A 15,885-nucleotide genomic window follows, 5' to 3' on the forward strand; every position below is an offset into this window, starting at 1 on the left:
AGATTTCATGCCCACAACGTGCGGGAGGGGACGGAACGGGGGGTCAGTCCGACGGGGTGAGCGGCCAGGTCTGCAACCGCCCGCACATGCCGTAGCGACGCGGCCCCGGCCGGGCGTCGCGCGCCGTGACCCGCCCGTCGGCGAGCGTGGCCGCCGACGCCGCGGCCAGCGCCTCGAGGGCGGAGTCCGTCTGCCCAGCGGCCCGCCCGACCGACGACTCCCAGATCTCGCGCCACCGGCTCGTCCGGGGTGCGACGAGGTCCGCGGCCGCCGCGTGCAGCGGTTCCAGGGCCGACGGTCCGTCCCGCTCGACGGCGGCACGCAGCGCGGCGTAGCCCTCGAGCGCCAGGTCCCGGCGCGCGCGGGCCGCCGCGGCGACCTGCGCGTCCGTGGCGCCGTCGTCCACCCGCGGCAGGGCGGCCGCCGCGGCGTACCGCTCCGGGTCGGCGACGACGTCGGCCGGGAAGGTGATGACGGCGTCCCCGGCCTCCGGCAGGCCGGCGTTGGACATCACGACCAGCACCTCCAGCCCGCCGAGGTTCACCGCCCGGTGGATCACCCCGGGGCCGAACCAGACGATCCGGCCCGGTGCCAGGTCGTGCACCGCGTACCCCTCGGGGCCGAGCGTCTCGACCCGGCCGCGGCCGCCCAGCGTCACGTAGGCCTCGGTGGAGGTGGTGTGCAGGTGCGGCGAGCCGCTGCCCTGCGGAGCGTCGTCGGCGGGCCAGTCGTAGACCTGCAGGTGGCTGACGGCGACCCCGCCCGGGAAGAGCGGAGCTGTCACCGGGCTCCCGCCGGCGTCACGTGACCGGTCTCGAGCCCAGCGCCCTCGCCGGCCAGCACGTGCCGGCCGAGCGCGGCCAGCGCGGAACCCCGCGCGCCGTCCGCCGCGCCGTCGGCGACGACCACGGCGTAGTCGAAGGTGAGGGTCTGCCCCGCGGCGAACGGCACCTCCTGGCTGAAGAACGGTGCCGGGCACACGCACGCGAAGGGCACCGAGCGCACGAACCACTGCGGCGTGCCCCCCGGGTTGGAGCCGGGGTCGACCATGACCACGGTGGACGACCGCGAGCCGCCCGCGGCGCTCGGCGCCTCGCCGTCGTGCCGGCCCACGAAGCCCAGCCACTCGGCCCGCAGCCCGCGGACGTCCTCGGCGTCGGCCGCGGCCGCTCCACCGTCGTCGGTGGGCACCAGGACCTGCCCCTCGGTGAAGGAGCGCGGCCCGCGCCAGAACAGGCCCCCGTAGCCGGCGTTCTCGCGACCGTTCGTGGTGGGGCTGCCGATGTCGAGCGGTCCGGCGGAGACGTTCGTCATGACCGACCGGAAGGTCAGCACCCAGGCGTCCGGTGCGTCGTCGGGCACCACGACCTGCACCGTGCGTTCCTCGCGCACGACGACCTCGCCGGGCGTCCCGTCCGCGGACGGGGGCGTGCGCCAGGAGAGCTCCTCGGTGAACCCGCACGGCCCCAGGGCGGTGAACTGCTGGTGCTCCATCGAGCCGTCGTTGTCGAGGTCGACGTAGGTGCCCTGCTCGCGGACGTAGTTCGGCCCGCCCCAGAAGTTCCAGGGCCCCACGTGCGGCAACGACCAGGCGATGCCCTTGTGCCAGACGTGGTCCCACGGGCGGTAGGCGGACACGACGTCGCCGCCGCGGGTGCGCAGCGGGTGCAGGTAGGGCCGGGGGCTCTCGTAGGGGACGTCGTGCGGACGGTAGACGTAGGTGAACAGGTCGACGCCGTCGCGCGAGCCGGTCATCGCGGCGCCGTCGGAGTTCAGCGTGACTGCCATCAGGAGGTCTCCTCGGTGGTGTCCTTCAGCGGGGGCCACGGGGCCCCGGTCCCTGCCATGGTCTCGTAGAACGGGTCCCCGGGGGAGACCTCGCCGCGGACCACGGGGGCACCGGTGAAGGCCGACTTGTAGATCGCGGCGGCCAGCTCGAGCGTGCCGCGCACGTCCGCGACGCCCACGGGCGGGGCCTGGCCCGCCACGAGCGCGCGGTAGGTCGGCACGAGCTGGCCGAGGTGGCCGGAGCGGCCCTCGTCGATCGCCCCGTCGGCCGACGCCGCGACGTCGTCGGCCCAGTGCGTGGCGACGTCCTCGCGACCCGGGGCGGGGGTGACCGTCCAGTGGCTGTCGTCGTACCCGTACAGGTGGCTGAGCTCGATCGTGGCGGCCTCGGTGTCGAAGCGCAGCTGCGAGGTCTGGCGCGGGGAGAGCAGCGAGTTGGTGATGCTCGCCATGGCGCCGTCGGCGAAGCGGACCATCGCCATGGAGACGTCCTCGGTGTCGACGTGGCGGGCCAGCCGGCCGGCCATCGCCCGGACCTCGCTCCACTCCCCCAGCACGGACAGCAGGACGTCGAACTGGTGGATGCCGTGACCCATCGTGGGGCCGCCGCCCTCGGTGTCGAAGCGGCCGCGCCAGGGCACGTCGAAGTACTCGGGCGGACGGAACCACAGCGTGTCGCACTGCGCCACCAGCGCCCGGCCGAGCGTGCCCTCGGCGAGCAGACGGCGCAGCCGCACGGCGCCGGGGCCGAACCGGTGCTGGACGATCTGGGTCACGGTGGCGCCGTCGGCCTGCTCCTCGGCCGCGGCCAGGGCGTCGATCTCGGCGAGCGAGAGCACGGCCGGCTTCTCCACGACCACGTGCACGCCGGCGGCCAGCGCGGCGCGGGCCTGCTCGAGGTGCAGCGACGGCGGGGTGCAGACGTGCAGCACGTCGACGTCGCCCGCGGCGAGGAGGGCGTCGAGATCCGTGCCGTGCCGGGGGATACCGTGCTTCGTGGCGAACTCCTCGGCGCGCACGGCGTCGATGTCGACGGCGGCGGCGAGCTCGACGGCCTCGAGGCCGGCGTGCTGGGCCAGGGCGTTCACGGCCTCGGCGTGGGCGTGGGCGATCGCGCCGGTGCCCAGGATGGCGACCTTCATGGGTGTCACTCTCTCGATGATCGGACCGGGTGTGTTTCAGCGGACGGACGGCATGCGGCGGCGCCTCTCGACCCCGACGACGGCCAGCACCAGCAGACCGCCGACGACGAGCACCAGCGGCAGCAGCATCCAGACCAGGACGGCGGCCATGACGACCGCTCCCAGCAGCAGCGCCGAGCCGGACAGGTCCTCGACGGCGCGGTCGCTGCCGACCGACAGGGCCCGGCGGGTGGTCGCCGCCGGGTCGGGCTCGCCCTCGTCGTCGGACCACGCGCCCGTGGCCCGCAGCACGACGACGATCGCACCCGCCGCGAAGAGCGCCACCACGAGCGCGACGATCTCCCCGCCGGGCAGCAGGCCCGACGTCGCGAGCTGCCAGTCGCCGACCAGGAGGACCGCGAGGGCCCCGACCGCCAGGCCGAGGGGCCACAGCGCGCGCGTGGCGGCGGCCCACTCGCGCCAGTAGCGCGCGAGCCGGGTGTCGGCGCCCACCACGTCCCGGCGCAGGTAGGCGACGCCGGCGGCGAGCGAGGGCACCAGCGTGACGAGCAGGAGGCTGCCGAGCGCGACGAGGACGCCCACGAGGGCCACCTCGCCGAAGAGCTGGATGCTGCGGTAGAAGCCGCTCGGGCCCCCGCGGCCGGAAGACCGGGAGGCCCGAGCGTCAGGACGCCGTGCCATGTCAGCCCTTGATGCCCTGCGTGGCGACGCCGTTGATGAGGAAGCGCTGGAAGACGACGAAGAAGATCATCACGGGCAGCAGTGCGAGGACGGCCATGGCCATCTGTGCACCGTAGTCCGAGACGGTCGTCTGGTCGACGTACTGGCGCAGCGCGATCGGCATCGTGTACAGGCTCGGGTCCTTCAGGTACAGCAGCGGCCCGAGGAAGTCGTTCCAGGACCAGATGAAGGTGAAGATCGAGCTGGTCACGATCGCCGGGCGCATCAGCGGCAGGATGATGCGGAAGAAGATGCGCCCGTGACCGCAACCGTCGATGCGTGCGGCCTCGTCCAGCGACCGCGGGATGCCGCGGATGAACTGGATCATGAGGAACACGAAGAACGCCTCGGCCGCCAGGAACTTCGGCAGCAGCAGGGGCAGGTAGGTGTTCACCAGACCCAGATTGTTGAACAGGATGTACTGCGGGATGATCGTGACGTGGAACGGCAGCAGCAGCGTGCCGATCATGACCGCGAACATCGGCCCGCGTCCGGGGAAGCTGATCCGGGCGAACGCGTAGGCCGCGATCGTCGAGGACAGCACCGTACCGACGACGGACAGCACCGCCAGCAGCAGCGAGTTGTTGAAGAACGTCCAGAACGACACCCCACCGATGCCCGCCAGGGCGGTGGTGTAGTGCTCCATCGTCCACACGTCCGGCAGCAGCTGGGTGTTGCCGATGATGTCGGAGTTCGGCTTCATCGAGGCGAAGACCATCCACGCCGCCGGGTACAGGACCACGATCGTGGCCCCGACCGCGACGAGGTGGAAGATCACCGACTTGACGCGACGCTTGTTGCGGGCCGCGGCCCGACGGGCCAGCGCCTCGTGGTCGACCGGAGGGGTCTGCGGGGCAGGGGTTTCGGTGAGAGTCGTCATCGTTCGTCTCCCGTGTAGTGGACCCAACCCTTGGACGAGCGGAACAGGATCACGGTGATGACCGCGATCACCGAGACCAGGATCCAGGCCATCGCCGAGGCGTAGCCCATCTGGAAGTCCTGGAACCCGCGCAGGTACAGGTACAGCGTGTAGAACATGGTCGAACCTGCCGGCCCGCCGGTCCCGCCGGAGATGATGTAAGCCGAGCTGAAGACCTGGAAGGCGGCGATCGTCTCGAGCAGCAGGTTGAAGAACAGCACCGGGCTCAGCATCGGCAGCGTGATGTTGCGGAACTTGCGGATCGGACCGGCGCCGTCGCACTCGGCCGCCTCGTACAGCTCGGTGGGGATCTGCTTCAGACCCGCCAGGAAGATGACCATCGGGGCACCGAAGCCCCACACCCCCAGCAGGATCAGCATCGGCAGCGAGAACGCCGGGTTACCCACCCAGCCGCCGACGTCGATACCGACCGCCTGCTGGATGCGGTCGACGATCCCGTCGTCGATGAACATCACCTTCCACACGATGGCGATGGACACCGAGGCGCCGATCAGCGACGGCGCGTAGAAGATCGACCGGTAGGCACCCTGGCCGCGATGCTTCATGTTCAGCAGCATCGCCACCGCCAGCGCCGCGGCGAGCTTGATCGGCGTGCCCAGCAGCACGTACCCGGCCGTCACCTGCGCGGACTGGATGAACCGCGGGTCGTTGAACAGGTCGACGAAGTTCTCGAAACCGACCCACTCGGGCGCCGTGAAGAGGTCGTAGTCCGTGAACGCCAGGTACAACGAGGCGAGCATCGGAAAGGCCGTCAGACCGAGGAATCCGATGATCCACGGAGACAGGAAGAGGTAGCCGGACCGGATGTCTTCCGGCTTGTACTTGCGCTTGCCCTTCTGCGGGGGCAGCGGGGTCTCGGCGTCGGTCCGCTGCAGATGCTGCGCGGGTACCGGCTGACCCGGTGCGGCGACGGGTGCGCCAGGATCGATTGAAGCCATGGGGGGGAACCTCCGGTGCGTGCGGCCCCGCGATGCCACGCGGGGCCGCACGCTACGTGGGGAGCGTCAGGACTGGCCGACGGTGTCGTTGGCGAAGGCGAACCACTGCTCGACGAACTCGTCGACCGTGATGTTGCCGTAGCCGAGCTCCTCGGCCAGGCGCATCCACTCGGCCTCGATGGAGCCGAAGCCCTCGACCGGCAGCGGGGCCGACTCGGTGACGTCGGGAGCCACCATCTCCTCGTACTCGAGGACGGTGGCGTCGACCGAGCCCTCCTCGACGTTCATGGCGTCACGCTGGGCGGCCACGGCCGGCACGCCCTTCGAGGTGCCGAAGATCTCGCCGACCTCCGGGTCGTTGACCAGGAAGCTGATGAGCTCGGCGGCCTCGGCCGGGTGCTCGGAGTTGGCGCCCGAGGACAGCAGCATCGAGGGCTTCCAGAACTGCTGCGGCCCGTTGTCACCCGCCGGCATCGGCAGCATGTGGATGTTCTCGGTGCCCGCGTCGGAGATGTAGCCCGCGAGGAAGTTGTCCCAGCTGGCCTCGGCAGCGGCCTCGTTCGAGGTGAACCCGCCCAGCGGGGCGAGCTGCACGGCGCGCTCGGTCGGGAAGAGCTGACCGGCCTCGCGCAGCTCGGAGGCGAGGTTGAGGAACTCGGTGACGGCGGCCTCGTCGAAGTTGAGCTGCCCGTCCTCGGTGAACGGCTGCTCGCCCTGCTGCAGGAACCACTGCAGGAAGAACCAGAAGGTCCCGGTGTAGTCACCGGAGCCGTAGATGGCCGGGTCCTCGCCCGCGCCGGCCTCGGAGGCCTCGGCGATGAAGGCGTTGAAGTCGTCCCAGGTGTAGCCCGGCTCGAGCGGGTCGACGCCGATCGTGTCGAGCACGTCCTGGTTGTAGAACAGCGCGAGGGTGTTCTGCGAGGTCGGGATGCCGTACTGGGCGCCCTCGATGGTGCCGGAGGACAGCAGCGCGTCCTCGAAACCGGAGGTGTCGATCTCGCTGCCGACGTACTCGGACAGGTCGGCGAGCTGACCGGTGCCGCCGTACTGGCGCAGGTAGGACAGGTCCATCTGGAACACGTCGGGCAGCGACTGACCGGCGGCCTCCGTGTTGCGGGCGGTCCAGTAGTTCTCCCAGTCCTGGAACTGGGTCTGGACGGTGATGTTGGGGTTCGCCTCCTCGAAGAGGTCGATCGACTCCTCGTACCGCGCGGCACGGTCGTCGTTGCCCCACCAGGCGACGGTCAGCGTGACGTCGCCGCCCTCGGCGTCGCCACCACCGTCACCGGACTCGGTGTCGCCACCGCTGCACGCGGTCAGGACGAGAGTGACCGCAGCGGTCGCGGCGGCCGCACCGGCGGCCTTACGCGTGATCCTCATCGGAGCCTCCTTGCTCTGTTCTGCCGACGTGAGGTGCCCCCTGTGGCAGCCTCAGTCGCCGTCGACTTGAAACGATACAATACAGATCTCCCGCCAGATGTAAAGCCCCGCTGGAAAGCGCTTCATCACGATCCGGCAACACGAAGGTGACCTGGGCCACACTCGCGAGGAAGCGCGTGTGAGCGCTCACACCGCTGGAGAGCCTACGTGCCGGGCGTGTCGAGGCCGCACCGAGGCGCCGGTCTTCCACACAGGATCACCGCACGACCGTGTCCGGATCGTGACCTGCTGGTGCGGACCCGGTCGCGATCCGTGGGGGGCGGCGCCGGCCCCGGAGGCGGCGCCGCGGTCTCACCGCAGCGTGGCCGCGTGCTCCGCGAGCGCCTCGACCTCGGCGGCCACGGCGTCGAGCAGCCGCGGATCCTGCGCGGCGTCGCCGGGGAGCAGCCCGGGCAGCGCCGTCAGGGCGCGCGCCACCTCGACCGGGTCGGCCTGCACCGCCGACCCGTCGCCCACGGCGGCGACCAGGCGCTGCAGCTCCTCGCCGCGGGGGTCGTCCACCGCCCGGCCCTCGACAGCCTCGCGCCGGACGACCTCCGCCCAGCAGGCCAGCGCGTAGGCGGCGCCGTGCGGGACCTGGCCGGCGGCCAGCCGGGCCGCGATCGTGTCGCCCCACCGGTAGGGGATCTTCTGGGTGCCGTCCATCGACACCTGCCGCGTCGTGTGCCCGGTCGCCGGGTTCGCGAACCGCTCGAGCAGCGACTCCCCGTAGGCGGACAGGTCCGCACCGGCCGGCGGGGTGAGCGTCGGCAGGGCGTCGTCGAACAGCAGCTGGCGCGCCCGGGCCGCGATCGCCGGGTCCTGGACCGCCTCGGCCATCGTCGTGTGCCCGGCGAGGCGACCCGCGTACGCGAGCAGCGAGTGGGTGCCGTTGAGCAGCCGCAGCTTGGCCCGCTCCCAGACGGAGACGTCGTCGGTCAGCGTGGCCCCGGCCTCCTCCCAGGCCGGGCGCGGTCCGGCGAACCGGTCCTCGATCACCCACTGGGAGAACGGCTCCCCCACGACGAGGCCTTCGTCGCGCACCCCCAGCTCGGCCTCGACCGCGTCCCGCTGCGCCGGCGTCGTGGCCGGCACGATCCGGTCGACCATCGAGCAGGGGAAGGTCACGTCGCTCGCGAGCCAGTCCCGCAGGTCGTCGCCCTCGGCGCCGGGCAGCGCGGCGTCGACGGCCTCGCCGACGAGCCGGGCCAGCACCCGACCGTTGTCCACCATGTTGTCGCAGGTGAGCACGGTCAGCGGGCGCCGCTCCCCCGCGGCTGCGACGGCCCGCTGCCGTGCCGCCAGCCCGCGCACGAGCAGCCCGATCGCGCTCGCCCCCGGGACGACGTCGACGGCCACGGGCCCGTCGTCGGCCCCGGCAGAGGTCTCGGCGGCGAGCGCCGCCAGGTCGCCGTCCACCTGCGACCGGTCGAGTGCACCCGCGTCGTCGCGGCAGTACCCCTTCTCGGTGACCGTCAGCGTGACCAGGTGGGTGGTGGGCGCGGCGATCGTCGACAGCACCCGCCCGGTCTCCTCGGCCGGCCAGGCGACGTCGAGCACCGAGCCCACCAGGTCGATCGAGCTCTCGTGCGCCCCGGCGGTCAGGACGGCGTAGACCCCGCCCTGGGGCCGCAGCTGGTCGCGCACCCGGGACGACCGCTGCGTGACGCCGAGGATCCCCCAACGACGGTCACCCGTGGCGCGCGCGGCCTGCTCGGTGCAGACCGCCTGGTGCGCGCGGTGGAAGGCCCCGATGCCGAGGTGCACGATAGCGACGGTCTCGGGTGTCACCGGCGACGGGATCCCGGCGGGCAGGTGGTCACGGTGCAGTCGGTCGGTCACGGGAGGTCCTCCGGGACGGTGGCGGGTGGTGCGGTGGACGAGCGGACCACCAGGTCGACGTCGAGCGGTGCCGGGGCGCCGCCGTCGTCGGCCAGGAGCAGGTCCACGGCGGCGCGCCCCAGGGCGCGCAGGTCGGCCCGCAGCGTGGTCAGCGGCGGGGAGACGAGGGAGGCGACGTAGGAGTCGTCCGAGCCGACGACGGAGAGGTCGCGCGGGACGTCCAGCCCGCGGGCCCGCAGCCGGTCGACGAGTCCGACGGCCACGAGGTCGTTGAACGTCAGCACCGCGGTGGCGCCGCAGGCCACGACGAGGTCGGCGGCGGCCTGCCCGCCCTCGACCTGCGGCCGGAACGCGCCGAGCGGGACGACCTCGACGTCGTCGTACCGCTCGGCCGCCGCGGTCAGGCCGGCACGACGGCGCCGGTCGCTCCAGGAGCCGGCGGGCCCGCCGACGTACGCGACGCGGCGGTGGCCGAGCGCACGCAGGTGCTCGAGCGCGCGGCGCATCCCGGCGGCGTGGTCCGCCGCGACGGCGGGCACCCCCTCGGCAGCCTGGTTGACGAGCACGACCCGTCGCCCCTCGAGCGCGGCGAGCGCGGCCTCGACGGCGCGGGGCGAGCAGAGCACGACGCCGTCGGTCTGCGGGGCCAGGGAGCTCAGCACCTCTGCCTCGAGGTCGGGGTTCTCCTCGGTGTCGACGACGAAGAGACCGGCGCCGTGGTCCCGGGCACGCGCCTGGGCACCCTTGGCGACCGCCGCGAAGTAGGGGTTGGACAGGTCCGGGACGACGAGCCCGAGGGCTCCGGTGCGGCCGGCACGGAGGAAGGAGGCGGCCCGGTTCGGGCGGTACCCGAGCTCCCGGGCCGCGACCTCGACGCGTTCACGTGTGGGGGCGGCGACCTTCTGCGGCGAGGCGAGCGCCCGCGAGACCGTGGAGATGGACACGCCGGCCGCCCGGGCGACGTCGTGCACCGTGACCATCTCTCAGCCTCTCTGCGAACGTTTGCATCCGGATCGTCAGCCTCATCGTAACGCTTGTTCACTGGCACGACGATCTCGGCAGCACGTAGGATGCAAACGTTGTCATCATCTCGACGAGGAGGCGGACATGAGTGAGCCGTGGACCCTGCACCCCGACCGGGCCCTGCCCGCTGACCCGACGACGCGGGAGATCGCCCGGGAGATCTACGCCTCGACCCGGTCGCTGCCGATCGTGTCGATGCACGGCCACGTGCCGGTGGAGTGGTTCGCGGACGACGCGCCGTTCGGCGACCCCGCCCAGCTGTTCGTGGTCCCCGACCACTACCTGACCCGCATGCTCGTCTCCCAGGGCGAGACCCTGCCCCGCCTCGGCGTGGGCTCCACGGGCACCGAGGCGGTCGAGCAGGACCCGCGAGCGATCTGGCGGCGGTTCTGCGCCGGGTGGAAGCACTTCCGCGGCACGCCGACGCGCTACTGGCTCGAGCACGCGTTCGTCGAGATCTTCGGCGTCACGCAGCGCCCGTCGGCCGATACCGCCGACGCGATCTACGACCAGGTCGCCGCCCGCCTCGAGTCCCCGGAGTTCCGGCCCCGCGCGCTGCTCGACGCCTTCGACATCGAGGTCATCGCGACCACCGACCCGGCCTGGGCCTCGCTGGAGGACCACGCCCGCCTCGCCGAGGACGGCTTCGGCGACCGCGTGCTGCCCACCTTCCGCCCCGACCCGCTGCTGCACGTCGACCGGGAGACCTGGCGCGACGAGATCGACCTGCTCGCCCGGGCCGCCGACGTCGAGGTCGACGAGTACGACGCCTACCTCGAGGCGCTGCGCGTCCAGCGGCGTCGGTTCGTCGAGGCCGGGGCCCGCGCCACCGACCACGGCCACCTGTGGGCCGACACCACCCCGCTGGACGACGCCGAGGCGCGCCGGATCTTCGCCGCCGCACTGGCGGGCGAGGTCACGGCGGACGAGGCCCGGGCGTTCAGCGGGCACATGCTGTTCGAGATGGCCCGCATGTCCTGCGAGGACGGCCTGGTCATGCAGCTCCACCCGGGCGTGCTGCGCAACCACGCCAGCGCGCCGTTCGCGGCGTTCGGACCGGACAAGGGCTACGACATCCCGGCGGTCACCGAGTTCACCCGCTCGCTGCAGCCGCTGCTGGACGCGTTCGGCCACCACCCCGGCTTCCGGTTCATCGTGTTCACCGTCGACGAGGACGTCTACTCCCGCGAGCTGGCCCCGCTGGCCGGGGTGTACCCCGCGATGAAGCTCGGCGCCCCGTGGTGGTTCCTCGACGCCCCCGACGCGATGCGACGGTTCCGCGAGGCCGCGACCGAGACCGCCGGCTTCAGCAACCTCAGCGGGTTCGTCGACGACACCCGGGCGTTCTGCTCCATCCCCGCCCGGCACGACCTGGCCCGCCGCGTCGACGCGGGCTACCTCGCCCGGCTGGTGGCCGAGCACCGCCTCGAGCAGGACGAGGCCGTCGAGGTCGCCGGGGACCTGGCCTACCGCTCGGCCCTGGCCTCTTACCCGCAGCCGTGAGCGGTCGCCCGGCGGCGCGTCGTCGACGTGCCGCCGGGCCTCAGGCCGGGTCGCCCCGCACGAAGCGCTGCCGGGTCTCGGCGAGCACGGGACGGTCTGCGCGCAGCACGCCGGCGACCCACAGCACCCCGAGCAGCGCGAGCAGCGCCGGGGACATCAGCCACCCGACGGCGGCCGCCAGCACGATCAGGACGAGGACGACGAGGGTCGAGCGCGGCAGCCGCCCGAGGAAGTACAGGCCGAGCCGGGCGGTGTCCCGGGCCCGGAAGGCGAAGAAGGACGCGATCACCGTGCTCTGCACGAGCCACAGCAGGACGAGCACGCCGATGCCGATCGCGACACCGACCGCCCAGGCGGGCGCCGTGCCGGCCGCGTCGACGACCGTGAAGGCCAGCACCGCGAGCGCCAGGACGGTCGGTACCCAGAGGGTGAGCGCGTCGACCACGTTGAGCCGGTAGCCCCGCCCGAAGGCCGCCGCCGGCCCGAGCCCGTCGTCCTGCGCCTTGTCGCCGAGGGCGAAGAGCGCCGCGGAGAACGCCGGGCCCACGAAGAGCAGCCCGAGCGCGGCCAGGGCCGCCGCTGCGGCCCCGGACCCCAGGAAGCCGACCAGCAGCACGCTGGGTGACACGGCGAGCGCGAACAGGATCCCGACGACCAGGAGCCGCAGGGCGGTCGGTGTCGCGTCCGGGGTCACGGGGCGGTCCGATGAGGTCACGGGCCCACGCTACCGAGGTGTCGTCCGTCCCTGCGTCGGCACGTCCGTGCGTCGGCACGTCCGTGCGGCGACCTTCCGCCGAGGTAGGCAACCCCGGGCCGAGGTAGGCAACCCCGCGCCGAGGTAGGCGAGAATCGATGCCTACCTCGCGGGAAGGTTGCCTACCTCGGCGGAGATCTGCCTACCTGGGCGGAAGGTTGCCTACCTCGGCGGAGGGGTGCCTACCTCGCGGGCGGGGCGGGCGGACCCGTGCTCAGCGCTGGACGCGCGCGCTGCCGCCCGAGGCGAGCTTGGCCACCTCGGCGAGGGTCGCCGTCGTCGTGTCGCCCGGGGTCGTCATGGCGAGCGCCCCGTGCGCGGCCCCGTACTCGACGGCCTCGGCCAGGGAGTCGAGCTCCATCAGGCCGTAGGCCAGGCCCGAGGCGAACGAGTCCCCTCCGCCGACGCGGTCCAGGATCTCGAGGTCGGAGCGGTGGGTCGCTTCGGCGAAGCCCTCGGCACGCGACCACGCGATCGCGCCCCAGTCGTTGACGGACGCGGACTTCACGCCGCGCAGGGTCGTCGCGATCGCCTGGAAGTTGGGGTACTCGGCCGCGGCGGTCTTGATCATGGCCCGGAAGGCGCCGGTGTCCAGGTCGGTGAGGTCCTCGTCGACGCCTTCGACCTCGAAGCCGAGGGACGCGGTGAAGTCCTCCTCGTTGCCGATCATGACGTCGACGTGCTCGGCGAGACGGCGGTTGACCTCGCGGGCCCGCTCGACGCCGCCGATCCCCTTCCACAGCGAGGGGCGGTAGTTCAGGTCGTAGGACACGATCGTGCCGTGCCGGCGGGCGGCGGCCATCGCGGCCTCGGCGACCTCCGCGGTGGACTCCGACAGCGCCGCGAAGATGCCTCCCGTGTGCAGCCAGCGCACGCCGGAGGCGAACAGCGCGTCCCAGTCGACGTCGTCGGGCCGCATCTGGGAGGTGGCGGTGTGCCCGCGGTCGCTGGTGCCGATCGCCCCACGCACGCCGAACCCGCGCTCGGTGAAGTTCAGCCCGTTGCGCACCTCGCGGCCGATGCCGTCGAAGTCGCGCCACTGCACCCAGGAGGTGTCCAGGCCTCCGGTGAGCATGCAGTCCTCGACGAGGCGACCGACCTCGTTGTCCGCGAGCGCCGTGACGATCGCGCCGCGCAGGCCGAAGCAGCGGCGCAGGCCGCGGGCGACGTTGTACTCGCCGCCGCCCTCCCAGACGTCGAAGCTCCGGGTGGTGCGCACGCGCCGCTCCCCGGGGTCGAGGCGCAGCATGACCTCTCCGAGGGCGACGACGTCGTAGCGGCACTCGGCGGCGGGGCGGGTGGTGATGGACGGGTTGGTCATCTCAGCTCTCCTTCGTCGGTGCGGCCAGCGCCACGGCGTCGGCGGTGCGGCGGGTGATCTCGTCCCACTCGCCGGCGTCCACGAGGGACTTGGCGACCATCCAGGAGCCGCCGACGGCGAGCACGGGCGGCAGGGCCAGGTAGTCGGGCAGGTTCTCGGCGCTCACGCCGCCGGTGGGCACGAACCGCAGGTCGCCGAACGGGGCGGCGAGCGCCTTGAGCGCGGCCGGGCCGCCGACGACGGAGGCGGGGAACAGCTTGACCGTCGAGACACCGAGGTCGAGGGCGGTCATGATCTCCGTCGCGGTGGCCACGCCGGGCAGCACGGGCACGCCGTGGTGCTGCGCGCGGCGCACGACGGCCTCGGACAGACCCGGCGAGACGATGTAGCGGGCCCCGGCGTCGACGACGGCGTCGACCTGGTCGGCGGTGGTCACGGTCCCGGCGCCGACGACGACGTCGGGGCGCTCCTGGGCGACGGCGCGGACGGCGTCGAGGCCGCCGGCGGTACGCAGGGTGATCTCGGCGACCGGGAGGCCGCCGGCGACGAGCGCGTCGGCGAGGGCGAGGCCCTGGTCGGCGCCGTCGACCACGACCACGGGGACGAGCCGGTGCGCGGCGAGGGTCTTCAGCACGGTGTCGTCATCGACTGACATTCTCACTCCGTTTCGCTATGGTGAACGTCAGTTGTTCACTACGAAACGCACTCTACCGGACGGCCTCGATGGAACCCAGCCCCCTCGGCAGCGTCGACAAGGCGCTGCTCACCCTCGACGCCCTCGGCCGCGCCGGTGCGGCCGGCACCACGCTCGCCCGGCTCGCCGCCGACGTCGGCGTGAACAAGTCGACCCTGCACCGCACGCTGTCCGCGCTGCGGCACCGGGGGTACGCCGAGCAGTCCGACGACGGCGGCTACCGCCTCGGGCCCGCCGTGCTCGCCCTGAGCAGCAGCTACCTCGCCGAGGAGAACCTGCCCGCGCTGCTGCGTCCCGCGCTCGAGGCGCTGCGCGACGAGGTCGACGAGCTCGTGCACCTCGGCGTGCTCGCCGGCCAGGAGGTGGTCTACCTCGACAAGGTCGAGCCGCAGCGTGCCGTCCGGGTGTGGTCCGCCGTCGGACGGCGCCGGCCCGCGGAGACCACGGCGCTGGGCCGGGCCTTCGCCGCCCCCGCCGCCGGTGTCGCCACCGAGACCGAGGAGACCGAGCCGGGGATCGCGTGCGCCGCCGTCGCGGTGCTGCGCGGCGACCGGCCAGTCGCCGCGGTGTCGATCACCGCCCCGGTCGAGCGGATGACCGGCCCGTCCCGCGACCGCCGGATCCGTGCGCTCACCGAGGTCCTGCCGCAGCACCTGCCGCCCGGCCTGACCGTCTCCGGACCGGCGTCACGCTGAGTCGGCCGTCCGCAGCCGATCCCTGACCGTCCGCGTCGTCGGCCGCCCGGCGGGGCCCACCGCCGTCGGGCAGCATGAGCCGTATGACCCGCAACCCGCTCGACATCCTGTTCCTCGGCGGCTCCGGCATCATCAGCGCCGCCTCCGTGCGCCGGGCGGTCGCCCGGGGGCACCGCGTGACCGTGCTCAACCGGGGCCGCTCCACGCACCGCGAGCTGCCGGCCGACGTCGAGCAGCTCGCCGCGGACGTCACCGACGACGCCGCCGTGGACGCCGTGCTGGACGGCCGCGACTTCGACGTCGTCGCCCAGTTCCGCGCGTTCTCCCCGGACCACGTCGCCCGCGACATCGCCCGCTTCACCGGCCGCACCGGCCAGTACGTGTTCGTCTCGAGCGCCTCGGCCTACCAGACGCCCCCCTCCCGGCTGCCCGTCACCGAGTCGACCCCGCTGCGCAACCCGTACTGGGCCTACTCGCGCGACAAGATCGCCGGCGAGGACCTGCTCGTGCGCGCGTACCGCGAGAACGCCTTCCCCGCCACGATCGTGCGGCCCAGCCACACCTACGACCGCACGCTGCTGCCGACCCTCGGCGCCTGGACCGACGTGGCACGGATGCGCGACGGACGTCCCGTCGTCGTCCCCGGGGACGGCACCAGCCTGTGGACGCTCACCCACACCGAGGACTTCGCCGTCGGGTTCGTCGGCCTGCTCGGCCACCCGCACGCGATCGGCGACACCTTCCAGATCATGGGCACGCACGCACCCACCTGGAACCAGATCTACACGTGGCTCGCCGCCGCGGCCGGGGTGCCCGACCCCGAGATCGTGCACGTCGCCTCCGAGACGATCGCCCACGTGCTGCCCGACGTCGGGCCCGGCCTGCTCGGCGACAAGGCCCACTCGATGGTCTTCGACTGCGCCAAGCTGCAGGCGCTCGTGCCCGAGTTCGCCACGACGATCACCTACGACGAGGCCGCGCACGAGCAGATCGCCTGGTTCGACGCCCACGCCGCCGCGCGGGAGACCGACCCCGTGCTGGACGCGGGGTTCGACCGGCTCGTGGCGCACGCCGGGGCGATCTGAGCGCTGGATGCAGACCGGCGC

15 protein-coding genes are annotated in these 15,885 nt (G+C 72.9%); 3 read left to right on the forward strand and 12 right to left on the reverse strand.

What is annotated here, in order from left to right; genetic code table 11:
- Positions 1–43: 43 nt before the first annotated feature.
- The 9 genes from V5O49_RS13275 to V5O49_RS13315 all read right to left on the reverse strand — a co-directional run bounded on the left by V5O49_RS13275 (position 44) and on the right by V5O49_RS13315 (position 9,769).
- Positions 44–784, reverse strand: a complete 741-nt coding sequence (locus V5O49_RS13275; RefSeq protein ID WP_332902615.1) for a cupin domain-containing protein — start codon at positions 782–784, stop codon at positions 44–46.
- Positions 781–1,788, reverse strand: a complete 1,008-nt coding sequence (locus V5O49_RS13280; RefSeq protein WP_332902616.1) for a DUF6807 domain-containing protein — start codon at positions 1,786–1,788, stop codon at positions 781–783. Before V5O49_RS13280 ends, V5O49_RS13275 begins: the two co-directional genes overlap by 4 nt.
- Complete coding sequence (locus V5O49_RS13285; protein WP_332902617.1) at positions 1,788–2,930, reverse strand: Gfo/Idh/MocA family protein; 1,143 nt, start codon at positions 2,928–2,930, stop codon at positions 1,788–1,790. Before V5O49_RS13285 ends, V5O49_RS13280 begins: the two co-directional genes overlap by 1 nt.
- A gap of 36 nt (positions 2,931–2,966) precedes the next feature.
- Positions 2,967–3,611 (reverse strand): Poxvirus protein I5, encoded by a 645-nt coding sequence (locus V5O49_RS13290; RefSeq protein WP_332902618.1) that lies wholly within the window; start codon positions 3,609–3,611, stop codon positions 2,967–2,969.
- A 1-nt stretch (position 3,612) separates the two neighbouring features.
- On the reverse strand, positions 3,613–4,530 hold the full coding sequence (locus tag V5O49_RS13295; RefSeq protein WP_278236367.1) for a carbohydrate ABC transporter permease: 918 nt from the start codon (positions 4,528–4,530) through the stop codon (positions 3,613–3,615).
- Positions 4,527–5,528, reverse strand: a complete 1,002-nt coding sequence (locus tag V5O49_RS13300) for a carbohydrate ABC transporter permease (RefSeq protein ID WP_278236366.1) — start codon at positions 5,526–5,528, stop codon at positions 4,527–4,529. The genes V5O49_RS13295 and V5O49_RS13300 overlap by 4 nt, the downstream gene beginning before the upstream one ends.
- Positions 5,529–5,594: 66 nt before the next feature.
- Positions 5,595–6,908, reverse strand: coding sequence for an ABC transporter substrate-binding protein (locus V5O49_RS13305; RefSeq protein WP_278236365.1), 1,314 nt, complete (start codon positions 6,906–6,908; stop codon positions 5,595–5,597).
- Between the two features lie 351 nt (positions 6,909–7,259).
- Positions 7,260–8,789, reverse strand: a complete 1,530-nt coding sequence (locus V5O49_RS13310; protein WP_332902619.1) for a mannitol dehydrogenase family protein — start codon at positions 8,787–8,789, stop codon at positions 7,260–7,262.
- Complete coding sequence (locus V5O49_RS13315; RefSeq protein WP_332902620.1) at positions 8,786–9,769, reverse strand: LacI family DNA-binding transcriptional regulator; 984 nt, start codon at positions 9,767–9,769, stop codon at positions 8,786–8,788. The genes V5O49_RS13310 and V5O49_RS13315 overlap by 4 nt, the downstream gene beginning before the upstream one ends.
- 127 nt (positions 9,770–9,896) lie before the next feature.
- Here V5O49_RS13315 and uxaC point away from each other — a divergent pair, with 127 nt between their 5' ends.
- Positions 9,897–11,315 (forward strand): glucuronate isomerase, encoded by a 1,419-nt coding sequence (uxaC, locus tag V5O49_RS13320; RefSeq protein ID WP_332902621.1) that lies wholly within the window; start codon positions 9,897–9,899, stop codon positions 11,313–11,315.
- Between the two features lie 40 nt (positions 11,316–11,355).
- Here uxaC and V5O49_RS13325 read toward each other — a convergent pair whose 3' ends face one another.
- From V5O49_RS13325 to eda, 3 genes are all read right to left on the reverse strand, one after another.
- A complete protein-coding gene (locus V5O49_RS13325; protein ID WP_278236361.1) occupies positions 11,356–12,030 on the reverse strand; it encodes a glycosyltransferase in 675 nt (224 codons plus the stop codon).
- 253 nt (positions 12,031–12,283) lie between these two features.
- Entirely contained in the window at positions 12,284–13,390 is a 1,107-nt protein-coding gene (locus V5O49_RS13330; RefSeq protein WP_332902622.1) for a sugar kinase, read from the reverse strand.
- 1 nt (position 13,391) lies between these two features.
- Entirely contained in the window at positions 13,392–14,045 is a 654-nt protein-coding gene (gene eda, locus V5O49_RS13335) for a bifunctional 4-hydroxy-2-oxoglutarate aldolase/2-dehydro-3-deoxy-phosphogluconate aldolase (protein WP_332902623.1), read from the reverse strand.
- Between the two features lie 68 nt (positions 14,046–14,113).
- On the opposite strand from eda, the gene V5O49_RS13340 reads away from it, so the two are divergent.
- Positions 14,114–14,779 (forward strand): IclR family transcriptional regulator, encoded by a 666-nt coding sequence (locus tag V5O49_RS13340; RefSeq protein ID WP_332902624.1) that lies wholly within the window; start codon positions 14,114–14,116, stop codon positions 14,777–14,779.
- Positions 14,780–14,862: 83 nt separating this feature from the next.
- Positions 14,863–15,864, forward strand: a complete 1,002-nt coding sequence (locus V5O49_RS13345; protein ID WP_332902625.1) for an NAD-dependent epimerase/dehydratase family protein — start codon at positions 14,863–14,865, stop codon at positions 15,862–15,864.
- Positions 15,865–15,885: the final 21 nt, after the last annotated feature.

Origin of the sequence: Isoptericola haloaureus (assembly GCF_036689775.1) — a bacterium.
GTDB classification, from domain to species: domain Bacteria; phylum Actinomycetota; class Actinomycetes; order Actinomycetales; family Cellulomonadaceae; genus Isoptericola; species Isoptericola haloaureus.

Excerpts from the sequence above, each read along its gene's own strand:
- V5O49_RS13280 (WP_332902616.1), bottom strand. The coding sequence starts at position 1,788 with ATGGCAGTCACGCTGAACTCCGACGGCGCCGCGATGACCGGCTCGCGC.
- V5O49_RS13285 (WP_332902617.1), bottom strand. The coding sequence starts at position 2,930 with ATGAAGGTCGCCATCCTGGGCACCGGCGCGATCGCCCACGCCCACGCC.
- V5O49_RS13290 (WP_332902618.1), bottom strand. The coding sequence starts at position 3,611 with ATGGCACGGCGTCCTGACGCTCGGGCCTCCCGGTCTTCCGGCCGCGGG.
- V5O49_RS13295 (WP_278236367.1), bottom strand. The coding sequence starts at position 4,530 with ATGACGACTCTCACCGAAACCCCTGCCCCGCAGACCCCTCCGGTCGAC.
- V5O49_RS13300 (WP_278236366.1), bottom strand. The coding sequence starts at position 5,528 with ATGGCTTCAATCGATCCTGGCGCACCCGTCGCCGCACCGGGTCAGCCG.
- V5O49_RS13305 (WP_278236365.1), bottom strand. The coding sequence starts at position 6,908 with ATGAGGATCACGCGTAAGGCCGCCGGTGCGGCCGCCGCGACCGCTGCG.
- V5O49_RS13315 (WP_332902620.1), bottom strand. The coding sequence starts at position 9,769 with ATGGTCACGGTGCACGACGTCGCCCGGGCGGCCGGCGTGTCCATCTCC.
- uxaC (WP_332902621.1), top strand. The coding sequence starts at position 9,897 with ATGAGTGAGCCGTGGACCCTGCACCCCGACCGGGCCCTGCCCGCTGAC.
- V5O49_RS13330 (WP_332902622.1), bottom strand. The coding sequence starts at position 13,390 with ATGACCAACCCGTCCATCACCACCCGCCCCGCCGCCGAGTGCCGCTAC.
- eda (WP_332902623.1), bottom strand. The coding sequence starts at position 14,045 with ATGTCAGTCGATGACGACACCGTGCTGAAGACCCTCGCCGCGCACCGG.
- V5O49_RS13340 (WP_332902624.1), top strand. The coding sequence starts at position 14,114 with ATGGAACCCAGCCCCCTCGGCAGCGTCGACAAGGCGCTGCTCACCCTC.
- V5O49_RS13345 (WP_332902625.1), top strand. The coding sequence starts at position 14,863 with ATGACCCGCAACCCGCTCGACATCCTGTTCCTCGGCGGCTCCGGCATC.